This window comes from Thermophagus xiamenensis, from assembly GCF_900112795.1.
Classification (GTDB): Bacteria; Bacteroidota; Bacteroidia; order Bacteroidales; family Marinilabiliaceae; genus Thermophagus; species Thermophagus xiamenensis.
The window spans coordinates 83,632-107,469 of sequence record NZ_FONA01000015.1; the positions used below are offsets into that span (position 1 = coordinate 83,632).

Here is a 23,838-nt window from a genome sequence, read left to right on the forward strand (position 1 = left end):
AGCACATATTTCAATTCCACTATGGTTCGATTGAAGCTCTGTCTCAATCTTTCTTCCTTTACTATCTTATCAATTTCAATTCCACTATGGTTCGATTGAAGCAATAAAAATATAAATAGTGATTGGTGGTGGTCATATTTCAATTCCACTATGGTTCGATTGAAGCAATATTTATACTGATTTTAATACAAATACTATATATATTTCAATTCCACTATGGTTCGATTGAAGCAAAGAATATTTTCCTATTACAACAAAAGCCTTAAATATTTCAATTCCACTATGGTTCGATTGAAGCACATACAACCTTTATATATGATTTAAAAATTTAAAATTTCAATTCCACTATGGTTCGATTGAAGCATCAAATACTTCAATCAACACTTTATTCATTCTATCATTTCAATTCCACTATGGTTCGATTGAAGCTTGAAATTGTTAACGCCGAAGCCGCTAAATTGTATAAATTTCAATTCCACTATGGTTCGATTGAAGCTGAATTCGCTGTTTTGGGTGAAATTGAAGGAAAAAAAATTTCAATTCCACTATGGTTCGATTGAAGCTTTACTTCTTCTACTGGCATGCTTAACCAATCAAAATTTCAATTCCACTATGGTTCGATTGAAGCTCTAAAGAAAAACCCAATTTAGTATAAAGATTATTTATTTCAATTCCACTATGGTTCGATTGAAGCAGCAACCGACTACACAACCAATAACGCAACCTATGCAATTTCAATTCCACTATGGTTCGATTGAAGCACCTGCCACACCAACAAGCCTGTAACCGGATTTTGGATTTCAATTCCACTATGGTTCGATTGAAGCTTTCTCAACGTAGTTTCCAATTCGGTGACAGAAAAATTTCAATTCCACTATGGTTCGATTGAAGCACCGGGCAACGAAATGCTGTTGATTGGGGAAATGTATTTCAATTCCACTATGGTTCGATTGAAGCGAGCGGGGACTTGTTTTCCCAAATCCAGACAGTCATTTCAATTCCACTATGGTTCGATTGAAGCTTTTTGGGAAATAGAGTGTTTTCCCAATTTGTACCATTTCAATTCCACTATGGTTCGATTGAAGCAATTCCTGTCATTTACTACCAGCAAACATATCCTGAAATTTCAATTCCACTATGGTTCGATTGAAGCATAACCAAACAAGGGAAAGCATTTGCCCTGACAAATTTCAATTCCACTATGGTTCGATTGAAGCCTCATCTGCATTAGTTATGTGTAGGTCATTAATTAATTTCAATTCCACTATGGTTCGATTGAAGCCTACTGCGCCTATGGAACCAAAACCAGCACCATCATTTCAATTCCACTATGGTTCGATTGAAGCTAAATAACGGGAGAACTTCATGTGCCGGTTTGCCTTATTTCAATTCCACTATGGTTCGATTGAAGCATTATCAAATTATAATCGAAAAATAAATAGTTATATTTCAATTCCACTATGGTTCGATTGAAGCTTGCAGTTCTTATTACAAAGTTATTACTAATTTGATATTTCAATTCCACTATGGTTCGATTGAAGCACAGTACTGCATTTATCTAAGTCCTGAATAAATAAATTTCAATTCCACTATGGTTCGATTGAAGCTGTCGCGATTTTGAATGCTTGCGCAACCATTTCGGATTTCAATTCCACTATGGTTCGATTGAAGCATATGAAGAAGTACAGATGGTTACGGCCAAAATTGAATATTTCAATTCCACTATGGTTCGATTGAAGCAAACCCTATGCCGGAAGGAGATAAAAGAAAAAAAATAGATTTCAATTCCACTATGGTTCGATTGAAGCGGGAAAGATCCTGTCTTGCTCAATCTCTCTTCACATTTCAATTCCACTATGGTTCGATTGAAGCCCAGATCAATCACAAGGTGTAATGATTAACGATCATTTCAATTCCACTATGGTTCGATTGAAGCTACATGGCAGCGGAGTATAAGGATCCTGCAAAACCAATTTCAATTCCACTATGGTTCGATTGAAGCTAACACCTCTCCATTATTCGTTTTTTTACCTCTTTCATTTCAATTCCACTATGGTTCGATTGAAGCTGAATAAGCTCAATATAAGCTATGATAATATTTACTATTTCAATTCCACTATGGTTCGATTGAAGCAGAGAAACCAAGTAAACCACCAAGAAAGCTACCGCCATTTCAATTCCACTATGGTTCGATTGAAGCTATTTGAATAAAGTGTCTAACAAATTCTTTATAACATTTCAATTCCACTATGGTTCGATTGAAGCTGCCTCGAGCCTTTTTTTGTTCCATTTTTCTTCGATTTCAATTCCACTATGGTTCGATTGAAGCGGTTTTCAAGAGCAGTTGTCAGCCCATTAATTTTTTATTTCAATTCCACTATGGTTCGATTGAAGCAATTGATGGACAAAGTATCCCCGTTGTTACACCATATTTCAATTCCACTATGGTTCGATTGAAGCAGGGTATAACGAAAATGATTGTCTCCAATCCGTTATTTCAATTCCACTATGGTTCGATTGAAGCGGGTCAGAGATTTCAATTTTTAATACTCGTTTAATATTTCAATTCCACTATGGTTCGATTGAAGCCTTCGAGTGATGACGGTGCGCCGTTTATTGACGTTAATTTCAATTCCACTATGGTTCGATTGAAGCACTGAAAAGGGGAGAACTGAAGTCGAAAATGCAAGATTTCAATTCCACTATGGTTCGATTGAAGCCCTTTGCCCCTTCCATACTCGAGTTGAATTGAAAGAAATTTCAATTCCACTATGGTTCGATTGAAGCAATTAGTCGAAAACCCTGATATTTCTTCAATAACACATTTCAATTCCACTATGGTTCGATTGAAGCTCATAAAAACGTCCAACATCTTCAAATTATCTAAATGATTTCAATTCCACTATGGTTCGATTGAAGCCTGAACACTATCCTTCTGGCCAATTCGGTGAGCAATTTCAATTCCACTATGGTTCGATTGAAGCCCTTGTTACCAAACATATTACCACAGATTTTATTGAATTTCAATTCCACTATGGTTCGATTGAAGCATGGCACGAACGTTTCCCTTCGCTTCAATATGAGCAATTTCAATTCCACTATGGTTCGATTGAAGCTCAGGACGGACGACGCGTGTTCTGTAACGTCCTTCATTTCAATTCCACTATGGTTCGATTGAAGCAAAGACTACCTCCAACAATTCCACCAGAAGCAAACTTATTTCAATTCCACTATGGTTCGATTGAAGCGATACATTCCTGATTATTCAGAAATTGAAGAGTTGCATTTCAATTCCACTATGGTTCGATTGAAGCACCGTTTTTGGCCAATAATGTAACAATGTTGCGAGTTATTTCAATTCCACTATGGTTCGATTGAAGCCGCTAAAATTGCTGCGACGTTTTTGTCCTTTGCTTGCAATTTCAATTCCACTATGGTTCGATTGAAGCCAGCAGACTACTTTCAAATAATTCTTTGTTTTCAAAATTTCAATTCCACTATGGTTCGATTGAAGCAAAATTGCTGCGACGTTTTTGTCCTTTGCTTGCAATTTCAATTCCACTATGGTTCGATTGAAGCTACAACACGCAATTTTGTTGCATTTTAATTGCTCATTTCAATTCCACTATGGTTCGATTGAAGCAACCTACGTTTGCCATTTACCCCAAAGCCATAGACAAATTTCAATTCCACTATGGTTCGATTGAAGCCGAGTTTTGTGACAGACAAATTTCAAAATGTATCAAATTTCAATTCCACTATGGTTCGATTGAAGCATTGCAGATAACTTTGCCAAGCAGGGCTTTCAAACATTTCAATTCCACTATGGTTCGATTGAAGCCTCAATCCTAATCTTTTCCCTAATTATATTCATTTATTTCAATTCCACTATGGTTCGATTGAAGCATTTTGCAAATTATTGTGCAGAAGCAGATGAGCTGATTTCAATTCCACTATGGTTCGATTGAAGCAATTCTGTGTTTCTAATCAAAATGGCATAGAAGTCAATTTCAATTCCACTATGGTTCGATTGAAGCAAGGTGTGCAGTTAGACTGTACATTTGACGTAGAAGTATTTCAATTCCACTATGGTTCGATTGAAGCAAATAGAGAAATCAAGCATCAAATAGAACTTGAGATTTCAATTCCACTATGGTTCGATTGAAGCTTGCGGCCTTTGCGGCCAAGAACCCCCCCCTATGATATTTCAATTCCACTATGGTTCGATTGAAGCAATTATCGGCAGAAGGTAAATTATCTGCTGCTTTAAAAATTTCAATTCCACTATGGTTCGATTGAAGCTAAACCATCCTTTTTTGTGATGTACTCCTGCGGTAATTTCAATTCCACTATGGTTCGATTGAAGCCCAATACAGCCTTTGTTGAATTGTCCGTATGTATATTTCAATTCCACTATGGTTCGATTGAAGCACATGCTATTGAGAAGCCCTTGCGGACAATAGTCTGCAATTTCAATTCCACTATGGTTCGATTGAAGCTATTATGATACTATTGAATGTTGCAAAAACAAAGTACATTTCAATTCCACTATGGTTCGATTGAAGCAAACAATCAGAAGCCTGGGAAAGGACAAACATTATTATTTCAATTCCACTATGGTTCGATTGAAGCTTGCGGCCTTTGCGGCCAAGAACCCCCCCCTATGATATTTCAATTCCACTATGGTTCGATTGAAGCAACACCGCTTTTCTCTCCTTTGTCAATGTACTTCGATTTCAATTCCACTATGGTTCGATTGAAGCGGATAATGCGATTTCTTGGTGATGGCATCTACTTATTTCAATTCCACTATGGTTCGATTGAAGCCCAGTAATGTGTTCTTACCATTATAGTTGATTCCTATTTCAATTCCACTATGGTTCGATTGAAGCTTTTTAAGGTTTACATTATAGCCGCCGACGGTTTTAATTTCAATTCCACTATGGTTCGATTGAAGCTAATTTGGAAATAATGAAAAAAAATTCTTTTAGGCATTTCAATTCCACTATGGTTCGATTGAAGCACATAAAAGCGCTTGAAACGAAATTAGAGCAGGAATTTCAATTCCACTATGGTTCGATTGAAGCCCCGGAAAGGATAGACGAAAATTTAAGGGACAAACATTTCAATTCCACTATGGTTCGATTGAAGCGGTATTTGAATAAAGTGTCTAACAAATTCTTTATAACATTTCAATTCCACTATGGTTCGATTGAAGCTTAAATGTCCTTTTCAATTCAACATCGAAAAGGCATTTCAATTCCACTATGGTTCGATTGAAGCTCATTAGGTGTATATCCTTTAACGTTAAAATCTACAGCAATTTCAATTCCACTATGGTTCGATTGAAGCTGTTGAATTCTTGAAATTTTTTTTCAAAGAGGAAAATTTCAATTCCACTATGGTTCGATTGAAGCGAAAAGGCCGGTATCGTCTTCAATGACAAATTTCCATTTCAATTCCACTATGGTTCGATTGAAGCAGTGAATTTAGATAACCAAGTCATCCATCTGTTTAATTTCAATTCCACTATGGTTCGATTGAAGCAAAAACCCTAAATTGTCAAAGACCGTTGCAAGCTTATTTCAATTCCACTATGGTTCGATTGAAGCCTTAAATGTCCTTTTCAATTCAACATCGAAAAGGCATTTCAATTCCACTATGGTTCGATTGAAGCAAGCCACTGTTTCAGCAACTTCCTGTGAAAAAATATTTCAATTCCACTATGGTTCGATTGAAGCCACGTGCGAATACATTTTCCCGGAGGTTAATTATATTTCAATTCCACTATGGTTCGATTGAAGCAAGATCCACAAGCACAAGAACAAGCATCACAACTACATTTCAATTCCACTATGGTTCGATTGAAGCCATGCCCAGAGCGGTTTCTATAGGTACCCCCATTGCTATTTCAATTCCACTATGGTTCGATTGAAGCCTTGACATCGATTTATTCAACAAGCAGATGTATAATTTCAATTCCACTATGGTTCGATTGAAGCTGTAGAAACCTACATTAAGAAAGATAGATGTAGGTTATTTCAATTCCACTATGGTTCGATTGAAGCCTCCAACGTACATGTTAACAGCATCGACACTGTTATTTCAATTCCACTATGGTTCGATTGAAGCCCTTAAATGTCCTTTTCAATTCAACATCGAAAAGGCATTTCAATTCCACTATGGTTCGATTGAAGCATCACAAACAAAAGGTATTGTATTAATTCATTTATCATTTCAATTCCACTATGGTTCGATTGAAGCACCTACGTTTGCCATTTACCCCAAAGCCATAAACAAATTTCAATTCCACTATGGTTCGATTGAAGCATTCTTTGATGCGATCATTGCACCAAATTGCGAAGGCATTTCAATTCCACTATGGTTCGATTGAAGCGTATTTTTCGCCAAATACCTCTATCCAGTCACCAATCATTTCAATTCCACTATGGTTCGATTGAAGCATTCTTTGATGCGATCATTGCACCAAATTGCGAAGGCATTTCAATTCCACTATGGTTCGATTGAAGCGTATTTTTCGCCAAATACCTCTATCCAGTCACCAATCATTTCAATTCCACTATGGTTCGATTGAAGCAAAGTCTGCTGTTTCACCAAAATCTTCAGCTAACTCATTTCAATTCCACTATGGTTCGATTGAAGCATTCTTTGATGCGATCATTGCACCAAATTGCGAAGGCATTTCAATTCCACTATGGTTCGATTGAAGCGTATTTTTCGCCAAATACCTCTATCCAGTCACCAATCATTTCAATTCCACTATGGTTCGATTGAAGCTTATCCGGTGCCTTCAATGCCCCGGCAATAGGTTCATATTTCAATTCCACTATGGTTCGATTGAAGCATTTAAAAAAATTCTGGAAGACCGTGAATATATATATTTCAATTCCACTATGGTTCGATTGAAGCAGCCTTTCGGCTTCTTCTTTCTTTCGTTTTTCCTGCTATTTCAATTCCACTATGGTTCGATTGAAGCACTCATCACCCCTGGCCACTATGCCCTCTATTTCTGATTTCAATTCCACTATGGTTCGATTGAAGCAGCAAAAGCAGATGAGCTGCTTGTAGATATTGTGCATTTCAATTCCACTATGGTTCGATTGAAGCTGAGATAAGCAAACGGGAAAAAGCTTTATTTGCTTATTTCAATTCCACTATGGTTCGATTGAAGCAAGCGTATTCCATCCCTGCCACCCCAACAAGTCTGTAACATTTCAATTCCACTATGGTTCGATTGAAGCCCTGTCTTTTGTTTCATTAATTAAATCATTCAATTCATTTCAATTCCACTATGGTTCGATTGAAGCAAGTCCGGAAATACTTTTGTTATCAATCTGCAAAATTTCAATTCCACTATGGTTCGATTGAAGCATCTATGTTCCAATTGAGCAGTTCAGAAAAGGTGTATTTCAATTCCACTATGGTTCGATTGAAGCTAGCCTTGCATGGTTAACAAAATGTATATTACAGCAATTTCAATTCCACTATGGTTCGATTGAAGCGCAATGCGGCGGCGTTGGTTCCTGAAGTGGGCACATATTTCAATTCCACTATGGTTCGATTGAAGCCTTGTCATCAAGAGTAAGTGCCATCAGTATTTCTTATTTCAATTCCACTATGGTTCGATTGAAGCAAATTAAGCATCGTTTTAGCACTTTGCATTAAATATTTCAATTCCACTATGGTTCGATTGAAGCAGGCTTTAATCCTCTTATGATATTAAGCCAGCAGACATTTCAATTCCACTATGGTTCGATTGAAGCCATAATTTAATCTCCATAACAACCATAATTCTCAGATAAATTTCAATTCCACTATGGTTCGATTGAAGCTTATCGCAGGTATAGCAGCTCTCGCTGCTGGCATAATTATTTCAATTCCACTATGGTTCGATTGAAGCAAATTAAGCATCGTTTTAGCACTTTGCATTAAATATTTCAATTCCACTATGGTTCGATTGAAGCATAATACAAAAATTGAAACAGAAATTGGCGATGAAAAATTTCAATTCCACTATGGTTCGATTGAAGCTTGGTAGCCATATAGCTGAATGCGAGACCAACTTATTTCAATTCCACTATGGTTCGATTGAAGCCTGGAAATCTTTCATTGCATCCCGATTTAGAAAAAATTTCAATTCCACTATGGTTCGATTGAAGCAACCACCTTCCCATGATATCCGTCCCAGTCCATCTCTTTATTTCAATTCCACTATGGTTCGATTGAAGCTGTCTATATGTGTTTTTTATAGACGAGTACATCAATTTCAATTCCACTATGGTTCGATTGAAGCATATTGAAGGAAAGCTTAGAACCCGTTCATACGAACATTTCAATTCCACTATGGTTCGATTGAAGCCAGCTTTTACTTTTTTTAGCGTAGTCCTTTTTTTTATTTCAATTCCACTATGGTTCGATTGAAGCAGAATATGAATATGCCAAAGAAAATTTCTTACATATTTCAATTCCACTATGGTTCGATTGAAGCAAGAAAGTAAAATCACAATTATCATCTTCTTATTACATTTCAATTCCACTATGGTTCGATTGAAGCACCAGGACCTTGATAGCCAAGATCCCTTATTGGATTTCAATTCCACTATGGTTCGATTGAAGCAAACTGCCGAAGAACGCATGGCTCAAGAGATGTTATTTCAATTCCACTATGGTTCGATTGAAGCAGAATGCAATTAACTACATCTTTTGCCTGGTTTTATTTCAATTCCACTATGGTTCGATTGAAGCTCCTTGTAAGATTAATAACACCAAGAGCGGCAGTAATTTCAATTCCACTATGGTTCGATTGAAGCGGCTTTGCACCAATAGAAAAGAAATGCCCCGCATCAATTTCAATTCCACTATGGTTCGATTGAAGCTCGAGGCCTTTTTGTTGTAATAAAGCTTCAACGTGTCATTTCAATTCCACTATGGTTCGATTGAAGCAAAGTTGCTTTTCAAAAGCTTTAACGTCAAAGGGTATTTCAATTCCACTATGGTTCGATTGAAGCGTCTATGCCGGCAAGTACTCTTAACGAGCTTATTGATTTCAATTCCACTATGGTTCGATTGAAGCATCGAAACAGACTGATTACTTAAAGGATTTGATTGATATTTCAATTCCACTATGGTTCGATTGAAGCAATTATCCGTTATCAATGATTTAAAGGATATACAAATTTCAATTCCACTATGGTTCGATTGAAGCTCCTAAGAAAAAATCAACTACCACCAAAGAACGCATTTCAATTCCACTATGGTTCGATTGAAGCATTCAGGCTATTCCGCAAACAGGTCAACGGAGACTATTTCAATTCCACTATGGTTCGATTGAAGCTAAAAAGATGGTCTTTTTCATAGCTAAAAAATTTATTTCAATTCCACTATGGTTCGATTGAAGCAAACCGTTTCCAGTCATCCACGACGTAGAAACGTAATTTCAATTCCACTATGGTTCGATTGAAGCCCTATTACATTAAAGCCAAAATTAAATGCAAAATTATTTCAATTCCACTATGGTTCGATTGAAGCTATTGACCATAACCAATATCAAAAAGATCTTGCTGCATTTCAATTCCACTATGGTTCGATTGAAGCACTGCAAGCAAAGTCAATAAATGATCTTTGCATACAATATTTCAATTCCACTATGGTTCGATTGAAGCAACGGGGCTTACTATATGATGCCTGTAGCTCTCAATATTTCAATTCCACTATGGTTCGATTGAAGCCCCAATCACAATCCTTTTCCTCTTTCTTTAATAAATTTCAATTCCACTATGGTTCGATTGAAGCTAGTTCGCTCCACCACGTGAATTTTCAAGTATCACTATTTCAATTCCACTATGGTTCGATTGAAGCTCAATACCTTTCCTTTCTACGTCTTCCTTAATGAATTTCAATTCCACTATGGTTCGATTGAAGCATATTACCAAAGGTAACAGTAAAAAATACCTGAATAGGATTTCAATTCCACTATGGTTCGATTGAAGCTATGGCAGCGCATTAGTAAGATACTACAACGGTAGATTTCAATTCCACTATGGTTCGATTGAAGCACACAGACTCATTATCAATGAGAGGCGAGTAGTCAAATTTCAATTCCACTATGGTTCGATTGAAGCAAGAATACGACCCACAGGTAATTATCAGGAAAGCAAATTTCAATTCCACTATGGTTCGATTGAAGCAATGCTGGAATCGTGAAAGAAGGTACGTTATCTTCATTTCAATTCCACTATGGTTCGATTGAAGCAATTACCACCAACAATTCCACCAGAAGCAAATTTTATTTCAATTCCACTATGGTTCGATTGAAGCTGTACGCACTTGCCCGATACCGGTTGTAATAGCATATTTCAATTCCACTATGGTTCGATTGAAGCGCATCATCTCTTTTATCACAATAGTAATGTTTCTTATTTCAATTCCACTATGGTTCGATTGAAGCAAGACCGCAAGTCCGAGAATTAGCCAAATACAAGCATTTCAATTCCACTATGGTTCGATTGAAGCTCCCATTCTGTTATGTCTTCTTCTGGTATATCTACCATTTCAATTCCACTATGGTTCGATTGAAGCAAATCCTGTTTTCTTTCCTTCTTGATCATCATTTTCTATTTCAATTCCACTATGGTTCGATTGAAGCAGGGATCAACTATAATGGTAAGAACACATTACTGGAAATTTCAATTCCACTATGGTTCGATTGAAGCATCCAGAAGTAAATAGTTTAAATTAATATTCAAAATTTCAATTCCACTATGGTTCGATTGAAGCTAACAATTCTAGTATAGATGTCTTTAATTGCAAGGTGATTTCAATTCCACTATGGTTCGATTGAAGCTTTATTTAATTTATACAAATTAAATAGTGATTTGTTAATTTCAATTCCACTATGGTTCGATTGAAGCATATCCGCATGCCTCAAAGTCCATTTCCTCTATTGATTTCAATTCCACTATGGTTCGATTGAAGCTTAATAAAAGAAACCTTAGACGAATAAAATTTATTAAATTTCAATTCCACTATGGTTCGATTGAAGCCTCTGTGAACAGAAAAGCAATCCTCACCATCTTTTATTTCAATTCCACTATGGTTCGATTGAAGCTTTATTTAATTTATATGAATTAAATAGTGATTTGTTAATTTCAATTCCACTATGGTTCGATTGAAGCCAGGTACCTTCTAACCATACAAGCATTTGATTTTGTAATTTCAATTCCACTATGGTTCGATTGAAGCTTATGCGCTTTCTTTTTTGCTCTTTTGAATTGCCATTTCAATTCCACTATGGTTCGATTGAAGCTCCTTGACGGTTCTCAATGCCCATAGAGCGGGCATATTTCAATTCCACTATGGTTCGATTGAAGCACTCTGCCTGAAAAAAATCAATGTGAACCCACGTATTTCAATTCCACTATGGTTCGATTGAAGCCCTTGAGCTCAAGCCGGCTCAATTTGCTTCAAAATATTTCAATTCCACTATGGTTCGATTGAAGCAAAAATATGTAATTGATGAAAACACATGTATTAAATTTCAATTCCACTATGGTTCGATTGAAGCTAGTTTTTGCAGTATTCCAAAGTCTCCTTAAATCCTTATTTCAATTCCACTATGGTTCGATTGAAGCAAATTGAGAAACAATTTCCACTAGTCATTATAATGATTTCAATTCCACTATGGTTCGATTGAAGCTTTAGAATATGTACACGCATAAAGTAATTTATTCGCAATTTCAATTCCACTATGGTTCGATTGAAGCTTCCCAATCCTTGACCGAAAAAACCTCTTTGTATATTTCAATTCCACTATGGTTCGATTGAAGCAATAGAAGACCACGAGGGAGAATATACAGGCAATTATTTCAATTCCACTATGGTTCGATTGAAGCCTTACTACCCAGATAAGAATTGGGTAAAAACTGAAGCATTTCAATTCCACTATGGTTCGATTGAAGCACCCAATACATAAACAATAATAAAAAGAAGCACCAATTTCAATTCCACTATGGTTCGATTGAAGCATTTATCGCCTGACAAAAGAGAAAAGTTTTTTAAATTTCAATTCCACTATGGTTCGATTGAAGCTAAATTCCTTTATTGTATCAATAGAACCATCGTCGTATTTCAATTCCACTATGGTTCGATTGAAGCAAGACAACGACATAAAACAACTCGCCGAAGAAATATTTCAATTCCACTATGGTTCGATTGAAGCCCCGACCGGTTTAGGGTAGTCATTGAAGCAAGAATATTTCAATTCCACTATGGTTCGATTGAAGCGGAAAAGACAATCTGCACCTGGAAGCAGAACGACAATATTTCAATTCCACTATGGTTCGATTGAAGCCGCCTAATGGCCGTTAATTAAGTTGATAGTGATAAGATTTCAATTCCACTATGGTTCGATTGAAGCTTGTAAGCAAAAAAAGGATGAAACGGTTTACACTCCCATTTCAATTCCACTATGGTTCGATTGAAGCTGCTAGTTCCACGATTCAAGTCTTTGTTAGGAGTGTATTTCAATTCCACTATGGTTCGATTGAAGCCCGTTGATTGGGTTAAAAAAAATAACGTGTTTACTTGGGATAAAGATAGGTAAATAGATGGATTTAAAGTAAAGAAAGTCGTCGATATCCAATAATAGAAAATGGTAGGGGGTTCGACAACCTGGTATATGTTGTTGAATTACAGTATGTCAAAGAACATTGGGTGGCGGGTTGGTTGTTTTTTATTATGCCGGTTTGTTTTGAAAATGATAGACCGACAACTCTTAATTATATAAAATTATCGATATCAGAGCGTTCCACTCCAATAATTTCTTTGTCGAGCCACTTCTCCTGACGAGTTTTAAAGATAATCAAACTATCGGAATCCGGGTCCATTATTTTCATTGCCTTGAGCTTTAATTCCGTGAGTTTAACTTCCGATATCTCTCCTTCAAATACCGAGTTCTGAATCCAGTTTAAATACTTACGGCAAAGTTTTAACATTTTGCCTACCCGTTTCTCGCCTATGTCGTAAACCAATATGATGTACATATTTTATAGATTATTAGATGATAGATTTTAAGATGAATCAATCCCCGCAATCACTCCAATCTCATCAATCTCATCAATCTCCTCAATCCCCCCAACCCCCTCAATCTCATCAATCTTTCCACACCCCTCTACCACCACATTTTAAATGGTTTGTACTCATCTATCCCCAGGATGTGTTTTTGCAACTTGTAGCATTCCAGCTTTAAAAGATGTTTATAGCTCACCGACCGGTTCAGAGTGCGGTGCTTAATGGTTTCGGTAAGTCGCTCTTCAAAAGCTTTTACAAAGATTTTTTTGCCCTGTGGATTAAGGATAACTCGGTTAACTGCTTCTTCGAAATGGCGACTTTGCAGCTCTTTTTTGTTTAATAGTTTAAAAATAACTCTGTCAACCAGTAATGGTTTAAAAACCTCGGCCAGGTCGAGTGACAGTGAATAACGGCGGTCGCCGGGCTGGTGAAGGAAACTCACCGTAGGGTTGAGTTGGGTTTGATGAATAGCCCGAAGGGCCTGACTGTAACACATCATGTTGCCAAACGATATTAAGGCATTAACCTCGTTGTGCGGCGGACGATAGCTGCGACCACCCATGCTGAAGTCGTTTATGATAAGTTCAAACGCTTCGTAGTAATTCTTGCGGATATTTCCTTCGATACCCATCAGTTCATCAATGGCAGTGGTTTGAGTGATGCATTTCTGATAGCCTTCAATAATTTCAATTATCGGTTCCAGGTCTTTCCCTCTATTGTTGTAGTAACGCAGGTTTTTAATCATATTATGGGCCGCCCCTGTGAGTATTTGTTGTGCAATGGTCTGTCTTGTTTTGGGGTTTTGCTGTGCCTTTACCTGAGCAATTAGCATTTTGCCCGAAAGCAATCCGTCGCGCGGCATAAACGAGCCGGTGTAATTCTCATAATAGTCGAAAAAATGAACCGGTATTTGCTGCTGTCCCAGAAAATTATACAACGCCGCATTAGCATCGAGGCTTCCAAAACAGTAGAGCTCTTCGATGTTTTCCACCGGAAGATACCGAGGCTTTTGTTCGCGCCCTTCCTCATCATATGCCACAAACATCAGGGTGTTGTCTTTCCGTGAAAGTCGGCCCGGATTGAAAAGGTAGTAGGTTTTTTTCATGAGGCTTTGGTTTTGGTTGATTGAGAATGTGCTAATGTGCTGATTTGCTGATATGCTAATGTGTTAATGTGCTAATTTGCTGATATGCTAATGTGCTAATTTGCTAATGATATTTTTAATTGCCAGCCTGATTTTTCTGGGCGGTGCTAATAATCTTGCTTAATAATTTTTGAATTGAAATTAGTTGAGGAAACAAAGACTCTGTTGATGGATAGCTTTTGCATTTATTACATAGAGTTAGCCAATATTCTGTTTCGGATGCTTCCTTGGCTGCTATTTTAAGTTTATGAATAAAGTCAGACCGACTTTCCGATGATTGCGCTTCATGTATATTGGCACCAATGGATGTCCCGCTACGTAATAATTGCCTGGCAATGACATATTTCTTTTGTCTTTCCAGTTCTTCGCAAAAATCTATGATTGCTAATGCAAAATCAATGCTCTTTTGCAATATTACATTTTTATTTTCCATGTTAATTTATTCATTTTAAAACCATTGGTACTATCAATCTGTGGTATTTGTTAAGTCGCTATAATTAAGATGATTATATAAAATATGTAATACTTGAATATATTAGCACATCAACACATCAGCACATCAACACATTATATCTCACTCGCATAACAAAAGTCATAATAGCTACAGCTTTTGCACTTGGGTTTGTTGAGAACCGGGGGACATTCATCCTGATGAATCAATGCATCTATTTTTTTTAAAAGTACTCGAATGTATGCCCGGTCTGAATCGGTTAACATCACCTCTTCCGTTTTTCGTTCTTTGGGGTATTCCAAAATTCCTGATACATCGTGAGTGCCTGCTCGTTCAAAAATAAAAAGGTAATATTTTAGCTGCCACACATGCGATTCATGTTCTTTTCTTGACTTCTTTATTTCATGGATTACATGTTGGTGTTGGTCATAAAAATCTATTTTAATGCCATCCAATTCTATTTCCTTAAATCGGTCACTCCTTTGTGGATACGTGTTCTCATGAATCATTTTACCCTCATAAACCAGATCGCTTGAGTGCTCCATATGTATATCATTGGCAAATAGCCATAATTTACGGTGACATACCAGATAGTAGTTGAAATGTGTTCCCGTGATGCTCATGATCAATGCGTTTATTTTAATTAATATGGACCTGTTAACTGGCGTTTTCATGTTAATTATTCCATTGCGGTACGAGCCTCTATAATTGATTGTAAGAAATGTTTTTTTAATCACCTTAATTTGAAGTTGGCTATAAAAAACTTTCTTCTATGTCTTCTTTTTTCTCGATGTCCAGCAAAAGGCCTAATTCGGAATCATAATTCCTGTTGATAACCAATACTTTTTGTTCTTTTAATTTGTGTGTTTCAATATTTTCAAAAGCTTCTCTTCTAATATCAATGCCCTCATTATGAAGAAGAGCGTAAAATCGTCTTGAAGAAATTTGAACTTTCAGGTTTTCCGCTTGAATAAAATTGTTCTTTTCCAACAATTCCCGATAATAACTTAAAAGAGTTGATGGTAACACTTTTACACCATCGAATTGTTCGTAAAAGTCTTCTTCTTGCTTTTCTGAGTAAATAAATGGCTTTAATTCATTGTTGATGAAGTAGTCGAGTAAAGAAGTGGTCTTGTCAAATTCTTCTTTATCCTCCAAGTCCCATTCAGGATAAACAAAATCAATCATTTCTTGCAATTCGGATTCTTGTATTATTCCTGAATTTTGGAACTCTTTTTCTTTCAGTATTTGTATGGTACGGTCGATTACATTTTTATTCGGGTAGATAAATTTGTCTGCTTCATTTCTGTCTTCGAATACAAAACAGTCACAAATTCCTTTTTGTCTTTTTCTATTTACTCGGCCAAATCGTTGTATTAAGGCATCAAGGGGAGCAGGCTCTGTAAAAATTACATCATAGTCTAAATCGAGACTTACTTCAATTGCCTGGGTTCCTACTAGTAATGTGATATCGTTATTGGAGAGTTGGTGTTCTTTATTTGAACGGTCTTGAGCTGTAAAAGCACTGTGTAATAGTAATTTTTTGGGGGATGAGAGCTGTTTGTAAACAAGCTGAGCTTGTTTTACCGTATTACATACTACCAAAACTTTTAAATTTTTCTCTAAGTGATTTTGAATCAAAGATAAATTGTCTCCTAATAAGCCTTTTTTTACAATAATTCTATGTCTGTTGAAAGAATTGTAAAGCTTTTGGTTTGCTTTTAACGAAGTAAAATTGCCAATAGCCGTTTCCAATGCTTTTTTTAAAAACGATGGTAATGTTGCTGTCATTATAAAGACTTTGACATCTAAATATTTAGTGGCAAATTTCAGAAGGCTTATGATTTGAGCAAAAACTTTCGGATTATAGGCATGTATTTCATCAAAAATAAAATAGCCTCCAGCCCATTCAAAAAGATTTTTTTCAAAACCTTTTAAGGCAAAAATATTCTTTAATAATTGGAATGGTGTAACAATTTTAAATGGGGAAACAAGAGTTCGGAATTGATTTTTTATAATTTCTTTATGCTTTTCATCGACTGAATCGTCATTTTCAAATTTCGTTTCAATAAAAGCCGATAATTTTCCATGCAATAAACCTATTTTGGCCGGAATTTCTTTTTCCAAACGTTTGAACATAGCATTAATTGAAGCTACGTAGGGAAGGATATAGAAAACCCGTCCATTACCCGTTTTCTTTAGTTGATTTTGTAACCATAGCAATGACGTTTCTGTTTTTCCGGAACCGGTAGGTGCTGTAAGGATTGCATTTCCTATCACCGATGAGGCATCCTTCTGGTGTTGGTATAATTTGTAGGTTTGTAAAAACTTAAAATCATCTACACTTAAATTAAAAATGTTTGTAAATCCTGCTGATGCCAAATGGTCGCATTGCTTAAAAGCACCTGCCAATAACATTAATTTTATTTGCTCTGTTTTATCTTTGAAATGTTTTCGGGTAAATTCTACCAAAATGCGTTTGGGGTTATGAATGACAGGCTTTAGATGTTGATAGCCAAATTTTTTTAGTAATTCCGAAACAATTTCGACCGGAATATTAGTTTCAAATTCTTTTTCAAATGATATAATTTCCTCGGTTCCGCCTAAATCTAATTCGAAATTATCACCATCAGAACCATAACTCTCAATCTTTCTGATAAGCGTATCAAAATCTTTATGGTGTCCGGCAACTGTTAGATAAACAAGCCATTTTTCACTCAAGTTTAATGATTCGATAAATGGAAGGGCAAAAAGCTCGTGTCGTTGGTTATTCCACCGATGTTTTTTCCCACGTAATAAGTTTTGAAATTCATTATGAGCTTTCCCTATATCATGAAAAATGATGCTGGTTGTTAGAATATCCCAAAAATTTTTTGCCGAAGCTAAATTTTCAATTCGAGGAAATGCTTTTTTAAACTTTTCCTTAATTTCCAGAGCCTCTTCAATATGTTCTTTTATTGTTTGGGGTGGATTTGATTTTGCCAGTGGTCCCATAAGTGTTTGTTTTACCCCTGGCAGGATCTGTTTCATGCCAGGGGTAGTTTAGAAAAAACTTAATCTGAAAAATTCAGATGATGAAAATAAATGTCAATTTTCTCATTCATTATGGTATCGGTATAGGCTTTAATTCTATCACTGCCAATTTTATTTGCAAAATGAGAAATAACAGAATAAGGTTCGGTACCTATATTTTTCCGGGGAATGGTGTTGGTAAAATATTTGGGTAAGGGTTGTATTTCGCCCGGAAGATAATTGTCGTTAAAAGGGATAACCTGACCTTTAATATTACTCGGAAAGTTGTTCTCGGTCAATTCTACCTCATTGATGGCTTCAATAGTGACCAAATCGCCACTACGGCCGAGAACAAGCGGGAAATAGGGCTTTTTTAAGTATTCTTTAATTTGCTCATCCTGCACATAAATATAAAGCCGGCAATCGAAAAGAAATTCACGATTAATCACATTTGATTTAATTAAATTTGAAGGGTAAGTACCGTAGTTTCCCGTTTTAACTTCAATTTGGTAAATAGTTTCCAAATCGGTAGCTTTTGCCCCGTATTCGAAATAGTAACCAATAGATAATCCTGAATAGTCTAAATATTGACCGGCGGCAGCATTGATTAAGCCTAATACCGTACTAACGGGTGGTACATCAAGGGTTGGCTGATATCCCGAAATTAAGTTGGGATATCGGAAACTGGCCGTCCATGATGATAATTTTATACGGTATGCTTTCATGTTTTAATCCATTTGAATTGCAATTTGCGCGCAGTAACGGTCTATTGCTTCATTGATTGTCCCTAATTCTATTAAATCTTTAAAATCTTCTGTGAGCTTTGCTAAATCATTATTTTTTTCGTCCATAAATCCTGCCCTTTTGCCAATAAAAATTTTCCCTACATAATCCTCTTTATAATCTTTGATTACTTCTCTAAGGGCATCTACATCTAAAGTGGCATATTCATCGTAAGCACCTGTGTTGGTGGCGATATGAGAAAATGGGTGATTCCCTGTTTTCGTAGTGGCAAGTACAATGAATTTGGGTGTTACATCGCCCATGTTGTTGGTTTGCATTGCTCCTCCTGAAATGTTTTTTAAGGCTTTTATGGTATCAGTAACTCTTTTTACGCGGGTTTCCCTATCTAATCGGATAAGTTTATGATTCGGAACAAATGGATCATCAATCTCAATAGCGCCACTGTCAATAGCTTCTTTTCTTAATCTTGCTGAAAGGTTTACATATCCCGATTTATTGTAATTCGAGAATGTACCAACCTGGGCCAAATCCAAACTAAACATGCCTTTCATTATGGCACTGTATTCATGCTTGCCGTACGGTACAGAATCACCTTCCTGACGGGCCATGCTCGACCAATTCTCTTCAGGGTTTACAGAGGCTACCGATACTATGGCTGAATTTTTTAATGGTGAAATTCTTGTAACGGTTACGTTTTCTGTTTTCTCTTTTCCTTTTTTATCTAAAACGGGATTGCCATCTTTATCAATCTTCACCTCCTTAGCCGCTTTCATATAACCAAAGACGTCATCGTCGGCATATTTTATAGGGTCAGCCTCTGTAAATGCTATTTTTGAATCACGTGTTACGGGTGACAATTCCCAATTCAAATTTTTTTGCAACGAGTCGCGCCACCAATATCGCCATGCCTGTCCCGAAACATAAACATAGGTTCTCCCATTTTTGCGTATTCTTTTGGTTGCTACAGCGTTGTCGAAATTGCTTGAGGTATTTCTGCCTGCGTTGTTGAGAGCCACAACGTCAACATCCAATAATATAAATCCTTGAGTTTTTAAATTTTTCATGGTATTATGCTTTATTGTTCAACTTCTTCTGTGATTTCTTCGGCTAATTTTATTTTTAGATTTAATTCATGCATTTTTTGGTAAATGGCAATCAATAATACATCTCTTATTTCGCCGGTATTACTGCTATCACTAAAAAGATAATCGGTATAATCTTTTACTGTAATAAGCGGCTTTTCATTTTCGTTGTTATAGTTTTCTTCAACAAGATTTAATAGAAAACGTCTTAATTCGTGAGCTTTAGAAGCCCCATTTAGTTTGTTGATGGATTTCCTGATTTGGTCTTCGCTTTTATCTTTGATGATAAAATCAGCAAGCTCTAACAGTTTGTCAATGGTTTCTTTTTTCATATTTCTAATGTTTTGTAAATAAATTCGGATAATATCAAAATGTATTTTATTACCTTTTTTAGACCATTGGTGAAATTCCGGGACAAGGCTTTGGCCATTAAGCAGTTTGTCCAAAATCGAGTTGGTCCACGTTTTATATTCGTCGTAATCTATGGATTCCACCTTTCCTTTTTTCTCAATATTGAAAGTTCTATCCTGCCTGTTGTAGATGGCACCTTTGTTCTTTGAATTTTTATAATGGGCACGCACAAAATTTTGCCAATCTTGTTTGTAATTAATCTTATGACACAATGAATAGAAAAGGAAGACTGTTGCAGGAAGATGATAGATCTCAATTTCGGGTGAGGCTCCAAAATTAGTGAAATGATATAGAGTTAAGGAAGCTTTTTTTTCTAGTCTTTTAAATTGTGATAATGACTTATCCACAAAATCAAATATTGCATTTGCAGGGTTTTTAAATTCAGATTTTACAACACCTTCCTTAATTCCGTTTCTGATGTTTGCTAAATTATTTTCAATGTTTTTTTCAACAAAAAAGTAAGACAAGGATTCATCGTTGCTTTTTAAAAGGGCAACTTTCCCTGCTAGTAATAAACTGCCCAATGGTACAAAGTGCATTCTAATTATTACTTCTTTAGATAGTTTTAAGCCACTGTCGAAAAAATGGTGAAAGTTGATAAAGGTCCCTGAACCAGACATCATTGAATTGTCTCTCCCCGCATTAAAAAGTTTTACATTTCTACCTGTTATTCTACAAAAACCCTGTTCATTTTTTTCTTTTTCTTCGATAAGTGCTTTGAAATAACTGATTGTTTCGGAAATTTTTTTTGCCCCTTTATATGCTGGTTGGGTTATTTTTGAATTTAAAAAGAATGCATTTAGTTTTGCGTCCCAATCATTTACATAAATTTTAGTTACATAATCAATCAGCCAGTCTATATCTTTATCAGGATATATATTTGACAAATATTGAATAACATACCCACCGGTATCGGCAAAAGGGTCGCCTGTTGTTCGGGTCAGCCATTCATAGTCAATTGTTTGAAATGTTTTTTTCATTTTGTTTTTTTATTTTTAATTCATCTTTGCACAAATAAATTATGTGTTAAATTTTAAGCTTCAATAACCTCAGGTTTCTTTTGTATATCTATTTATTTATTATCTTCCATTCCTGCTTCTAATACTCGGTAATTCAGCCATCCAACCTCTGACTTCTGGCCACTGGCCTCTGACTTCTGTCTTCCAGCCTCTGTTTTCTGTTTTAAAATCACCCCTGAAGGTCTGCAATAGCACTTAGTCAACAATCATACGGGCTTTTTGGTAGCCGTGATAAAAGTTGGGGTCGCTGTGTTTAAAGATGGACATCAGCTTGTCTATTTGGTTGTATAATAAATCACTGGCTTGCGAGAGGAGTTGCTCAATTTCGTTGGTAGCCACGCTCGATTTAATTTGGTAAGCACGTGGCAGCCCATCGATTTCGAGCAGCTGGTTGAGGTCGTTCTGGACGTCGGTGATAAGCTCGGTCGTGAGTCCGAAGTCACTCACCAGCACCTCCTGCAACTCAGAAGCTTTATCAATGATTGAACGCACCTTAATATAAAAATCATTGTAAGGCAACCGGTAGAGTTCCCACTGGCTGTCGCTCATTTGACGTGCCAGTTCGTCATCTCCTTCGGTGAGGGCATACGCTTCAATAACATCATTGAGAATATCAGCCTTAGCGGCGATGGCCTTTTTCAGTGCCATCTTAGTTTTACCATAGGTTGCCTGAGCGTTGGCCTGTGCTTCGGCCGCAGCGTTGATCGCCGCAATTTTCTGGCTCAGTTCGGTTTTGGCCGCTACCAGACGAGAAATGCCTTGCCACTTGCCCGCATTCTCGTCGAGGTAGTTGTTAACTGACTCGAGCATGTTGAGGCGATTGGTTTGTTCTGTGTTCATATTAGATTAGGTTTTAAGGGTTTAGTAAAAATTGACCATTTTAAAATTTTGTATTGCGTAGAAGGACCTTCAGGGATGCCAAATTTTACTAAACATTTTTTTCGGGACCTTCTGGCGATTTTTGCGCACCTCGGAGAGGCTTGTGCGCAGCCCGGAGACCTTTATGCGGACCTCTGAGAGGCTTGTGCGCAACTCGGAGACCTTTTTGCGCACCTCTGAGAGGCTTGTGCGCAACTCGGAGACCTTTATGCGCACCTCCGAGAGGTTTATGCGCACCTCGGAGACCTTTATGCGGACCTCGGAGAGGTTTATGCGCAGCACCGAGAGGTTTATGCGCGACACCGAGACCTTTTTGCAGACTTGTTTATCCTAAATTACGCGTTGGTCTTTTTTGCCGCGGTTATGGGGGCGGATCTGTATCTCCTGCGACAAACAGCTGTATGACGTTTTGTGGTTTCATCATATTAAAGCGGGTTAATTAGTTACAGACTGTTGAGTTGCCGGCTCGCACCATCCGAAGCCGAGAGAACTTTTTTCGCTGACGCCACCATTCCATATCATTTGGTGCACTTCGACGGGTGCGGTGAGTTGAAAGTCGAAGAGGTTACCCACCACCCGCGTTTGTTGCGGGGTGTCGGGCTTGATGACAAACCCGCTGCGCTTGTACTGCTGATGCGGCACGAATGAAATTTTGTTTTCCGGCACCACCTGATTCCGTGTGTTTTTAAACTTTTCAGTGATGTGCCTGACCGATAGTTCCAAAAAACTTTCATCATCAGGTTTAAGGTACTGAGCCGGTCGTTGCTTGTCGGGCTGATAGCTTACCACCCAAGGCGATAAGAGTCGATAGTGCATGGTTTCGGAAAATGACGGTTCGGGCAGGGCTTGTACGTTGGTCACCTGCAAGTCCAGGCCGTTGAAACGGCTGCCGATGTAGCATTCCTGCCCGGCAAATAATCCTTTGATAAAGGTTGCGGCAGCCTGCGTCACATCAAACGACACTTTGAGGCGAAGGGTTGTGGTATCGATTTCAAAGAGTTTGCGCTCTCGCCACATTTTGGGTTTGCCAAAGTAAAGCCGCGAAAAACAAAATAGTTTATACAGTTTCGTTTCACTTTGACCATAACCTTTCTCATGCAAAAAGCGGGCAAAAGACTCATCCGCCTTTTTCAGCACACTGTATATCCATGCGCTGATGTAATACTGATAATCCATAGGCAGCATGCGCTGCTTCCCGGTACGGTTAAAGGTAATCTGAAATCTCATAACGGTACGGTTTGATTGTTATCTTGAATGTATTCAGGGTACTATAATGTTTTGTGAAATGATGTATAAAATTAATAATAAATTATTCTGAATTGCAATATGTGGCGTGTAATTTTTGTGTGAGTGGGGTAGCAATGTTCTATTTTGGGGGTATGGATTAAGATATATCTTAATTTGGTATAATATTTTAAATTCTAATTTTCTTTTTTCTGATTTTAATTATCCTTCAATTTGCTCCTTGGTAAAACACAGCTGTGTAGACTTTTTTATATTCTTAAATACATACTTTCTTTGTTTAAAAGTATCTAATCTTTATTTGCGTATTTTTTTAATAAAACAGTAAAAGACCCTTGAATTCAAGCTCTAATTAATAATCTTCCTATTACTGACCATGAAAAATTGTTGAAAAAAATAAAATTAATACATGTGTTGGACGAAAAAGTGATAGTAAAGATTGAAAAACTACCATTAAAACAGTTTTGCCTGAATTAATTTTGACAAAGAATTACAAAAATTAACCAATAGGGTTGGTGATTGTTTTTCTGTTGTTCATTGGAAGGCCTGTTAAGAACAAATTTATATAAAACTTTACATATTGGCGAACCAATATTTCTCTTTCTTGGGAATATAAATATGATAAAAGTATCCAATTGTTATATAATAATTATAATTAATGATGTTTAATTAGGGAAATTCCGAAATACTCTATTTCTTTGACGGAAAAGCTATTATCACTATCTTTGAGCAAACAAAAAACCCCGAAATTAGGCACATTTGCCT

At 36.8% G+C, this 23,838-nt stretch carries 10 protein-coding genes and 1 CRISPR repeat array (1 of these 11 only partly in view); all 10 genes read right to left on the reverse strand.

Annotation, left to right across the window (positions count from 1 at the left end; translation table 11 throughout):
- Positions 1-12,569: direct repeats of the CRISPR family, unit length 30 nt; unit sequence ATTTCAATTCCACTATGGTTCGATTGAAGC (it extends 5,471 nt beyond the left edge of the window).
- 228 nt (positions 12,570-12,797) lie between these two features.
- Positions 12,798-13,061, reverse strand: a complete 264-nt coding sequence (cas2, locus tag BM130_RS10235; RefSeq protein WP_010528944.1) for a CRISPR-associated endonuclease Cas2 — start codon at positions 13,059-13,061, stop codon at positions 12,798-12,800.
- Between the two features lie 128 nt (positions 13,062-13,189).
- Entirely contained in the window at positions 13,190-14,194 is a 1,005-nt protein-coding gene (gene cas1b, locus BM130_RS10240) for a type I-B CRISPR-associated endonuclease Cas1b (protein ID WP_010528945.1), read from the reverse strand.
- Positions 14,195-14,309: 115 nt separating this feature from the next.
- Positions 14,310-14,666 (reverse strand): four helix bundle protein, encoded by a 357-nt coding sequence (locus BM130_RS10245; protein ID WP_010528946.1) that lies wholly within the window; start codon positions 14,664-14,666, stop codon positions 14,310-14,312.
- A 134-nt stretch (positions 14,667-14,800) separates the two neighbouring features.
- Complete coding sequence (gene cas4 / locus BM130_RS10250) at positions 14,801-15,307, reverse strand: CRISPR-associated protein Cas4 (protein ID WP_010528947.1); 507 nt, start codon at positions 15,305-15,307, stop codon at positions 14,801-14,803.
- 130 nt (positions 15,308-15,437) lie between these two features.
- A complete protein-coding gene (locus tag BM130_RS10255; protein WP_010528948.1) occupies positions 15,438-17,714 on the reverse strand; it encodes a CRISPR-associated helicase/endonuclease Cas3 in 2,277 nt (758 codons plus the stop codon).
- Positions 17,715-17,737: 23 nt separating this feature from the next.
- The gene (gene cas5b, locus BM130_RS10260) at positions 17,738-18,421 is read right to left on the reverse strand and encodes a type I-B CRISPR-associated protein Cas5b (RefSeq protein ID WP_010528949.1); all 684 of its coding nucleotides are present in this window, start codon (positions 18,419-18,421) and stop codon (positions 17,738-17,740) included.
- 3 nt (positions 18,422-18,424) lie between these two features.
- Entirely contained in the window at positions 18,425-19,504 is a 1,080-nt protein-coding gene (gene cas7i, locus BM130_RS10265) for a type I-B CRISPR-associated protein Cas7/Cst2/DevR (protein WP_010528950.1), read from the reverse strand.
- An 11-nt stretch (positions 19,505-19,515) separates the two neighbouring features.
- Positions 19,516-20,820: a type I-B CRISPR-associated protein Cas8b1/Cst1 gene (gene cas8a1, locus BM130_RS10270; RefSeq protein WP_202796550.1), complete on the reverse strand. Its 1,305-nt coding sequence runs from the start codon at positions 20,818-20,820 to the stop codon at positions 19,516-19,518.
- A 327-nt stretch (positions 20,821-21,147) separates the two neighbouring features.
- On the reverse strand, positions 21,148-21,792 hold the full coding sequence (locus BM130_RS10275) for a hypothetical protein (protein ID WP_074964375.1): 645 nt from the start codon (positions 21,790-21,792) through the stop codon (positions 21,148-21,150).
- Between the two features lie 474 nt (positions 21,793-22,266).
- Positions 22,267-23,058 carry a CRISPR-associated endoribonuclease Cas6 gene (cas6, locus tag BM130_RS10280; protein ID WP_010528953.1) on the reverse strand — a complete coding sequence of 264 codons (792 nt, stop codon included), beginning with the start codon at positions 23,056-23,058 and terminating at the stop codon, positions 22,267-22,269.
- Positions 23,059-23,838: the final 780 nt, after the last annotated feature.

Bases quoted from the DNA above. Each gene is read 5' to 3' on its own strand.
- BM130_RS10275 (WP_074964375.1), bottom strand. From the start codon at position 21,792: ATGAACACAGAACAAACCAATCGCCTCAACATGCTCGAGTCAGTTAAC.
- cas6 (WP_010528953.1), bottom strand. From the start codon at position 23,058: ATGAGATTTCAGATTACCTTTAACCGTACCGGGAAGCAGCGCATGCTG.
- cas1b (WP_010528945.1), bottom strand. From the start codon at position 14,194: ATGAAAAAAACCTACTACCTTTTCAATCCGGGCCGACTTTCACGGAAA.
- cas5b (WP_010528949.1), bottom strand. From the start codon at position 18,421: ATGAAAGCATACCGTATAAAATTATCATCATGGACGGCCAGTTTCCGA.
- BM130_RS10255 (WP_010528948.1), bottom strand. From the start codon at position 17,714: ATGAAACAGATCCTGCCAGGGGTAAAACAAACACTTATGGGACCACTG.
- cas2 (WP_010528944.1), bottom strand. From the start codon at position 13,061: ATGTACATCATATTGGTTTACGACATAGGCGAGAAACGGGTAGGCAAA.
- cas7i (WP_010528950.1), bottom strand. From the start codon at position 19,504: ATGAAAAATTTAAAAACTCAAGGATTTATATTATTGGATGTTGACGTT.
- cas4 (WP_010528947.1), bottom strand. From the start codon at position 15,307: ATGAGCATCACGGGAACACATTTCAACTACTATCTGGTATGTCACCGT.
- BM130_RS10245 (WP_010528946.1), bottom strand. From the start codon at position 14,666: ATGGAAAATAAAAATGTAATATTGCAAAAGAGCATTGATTTTGCATTA.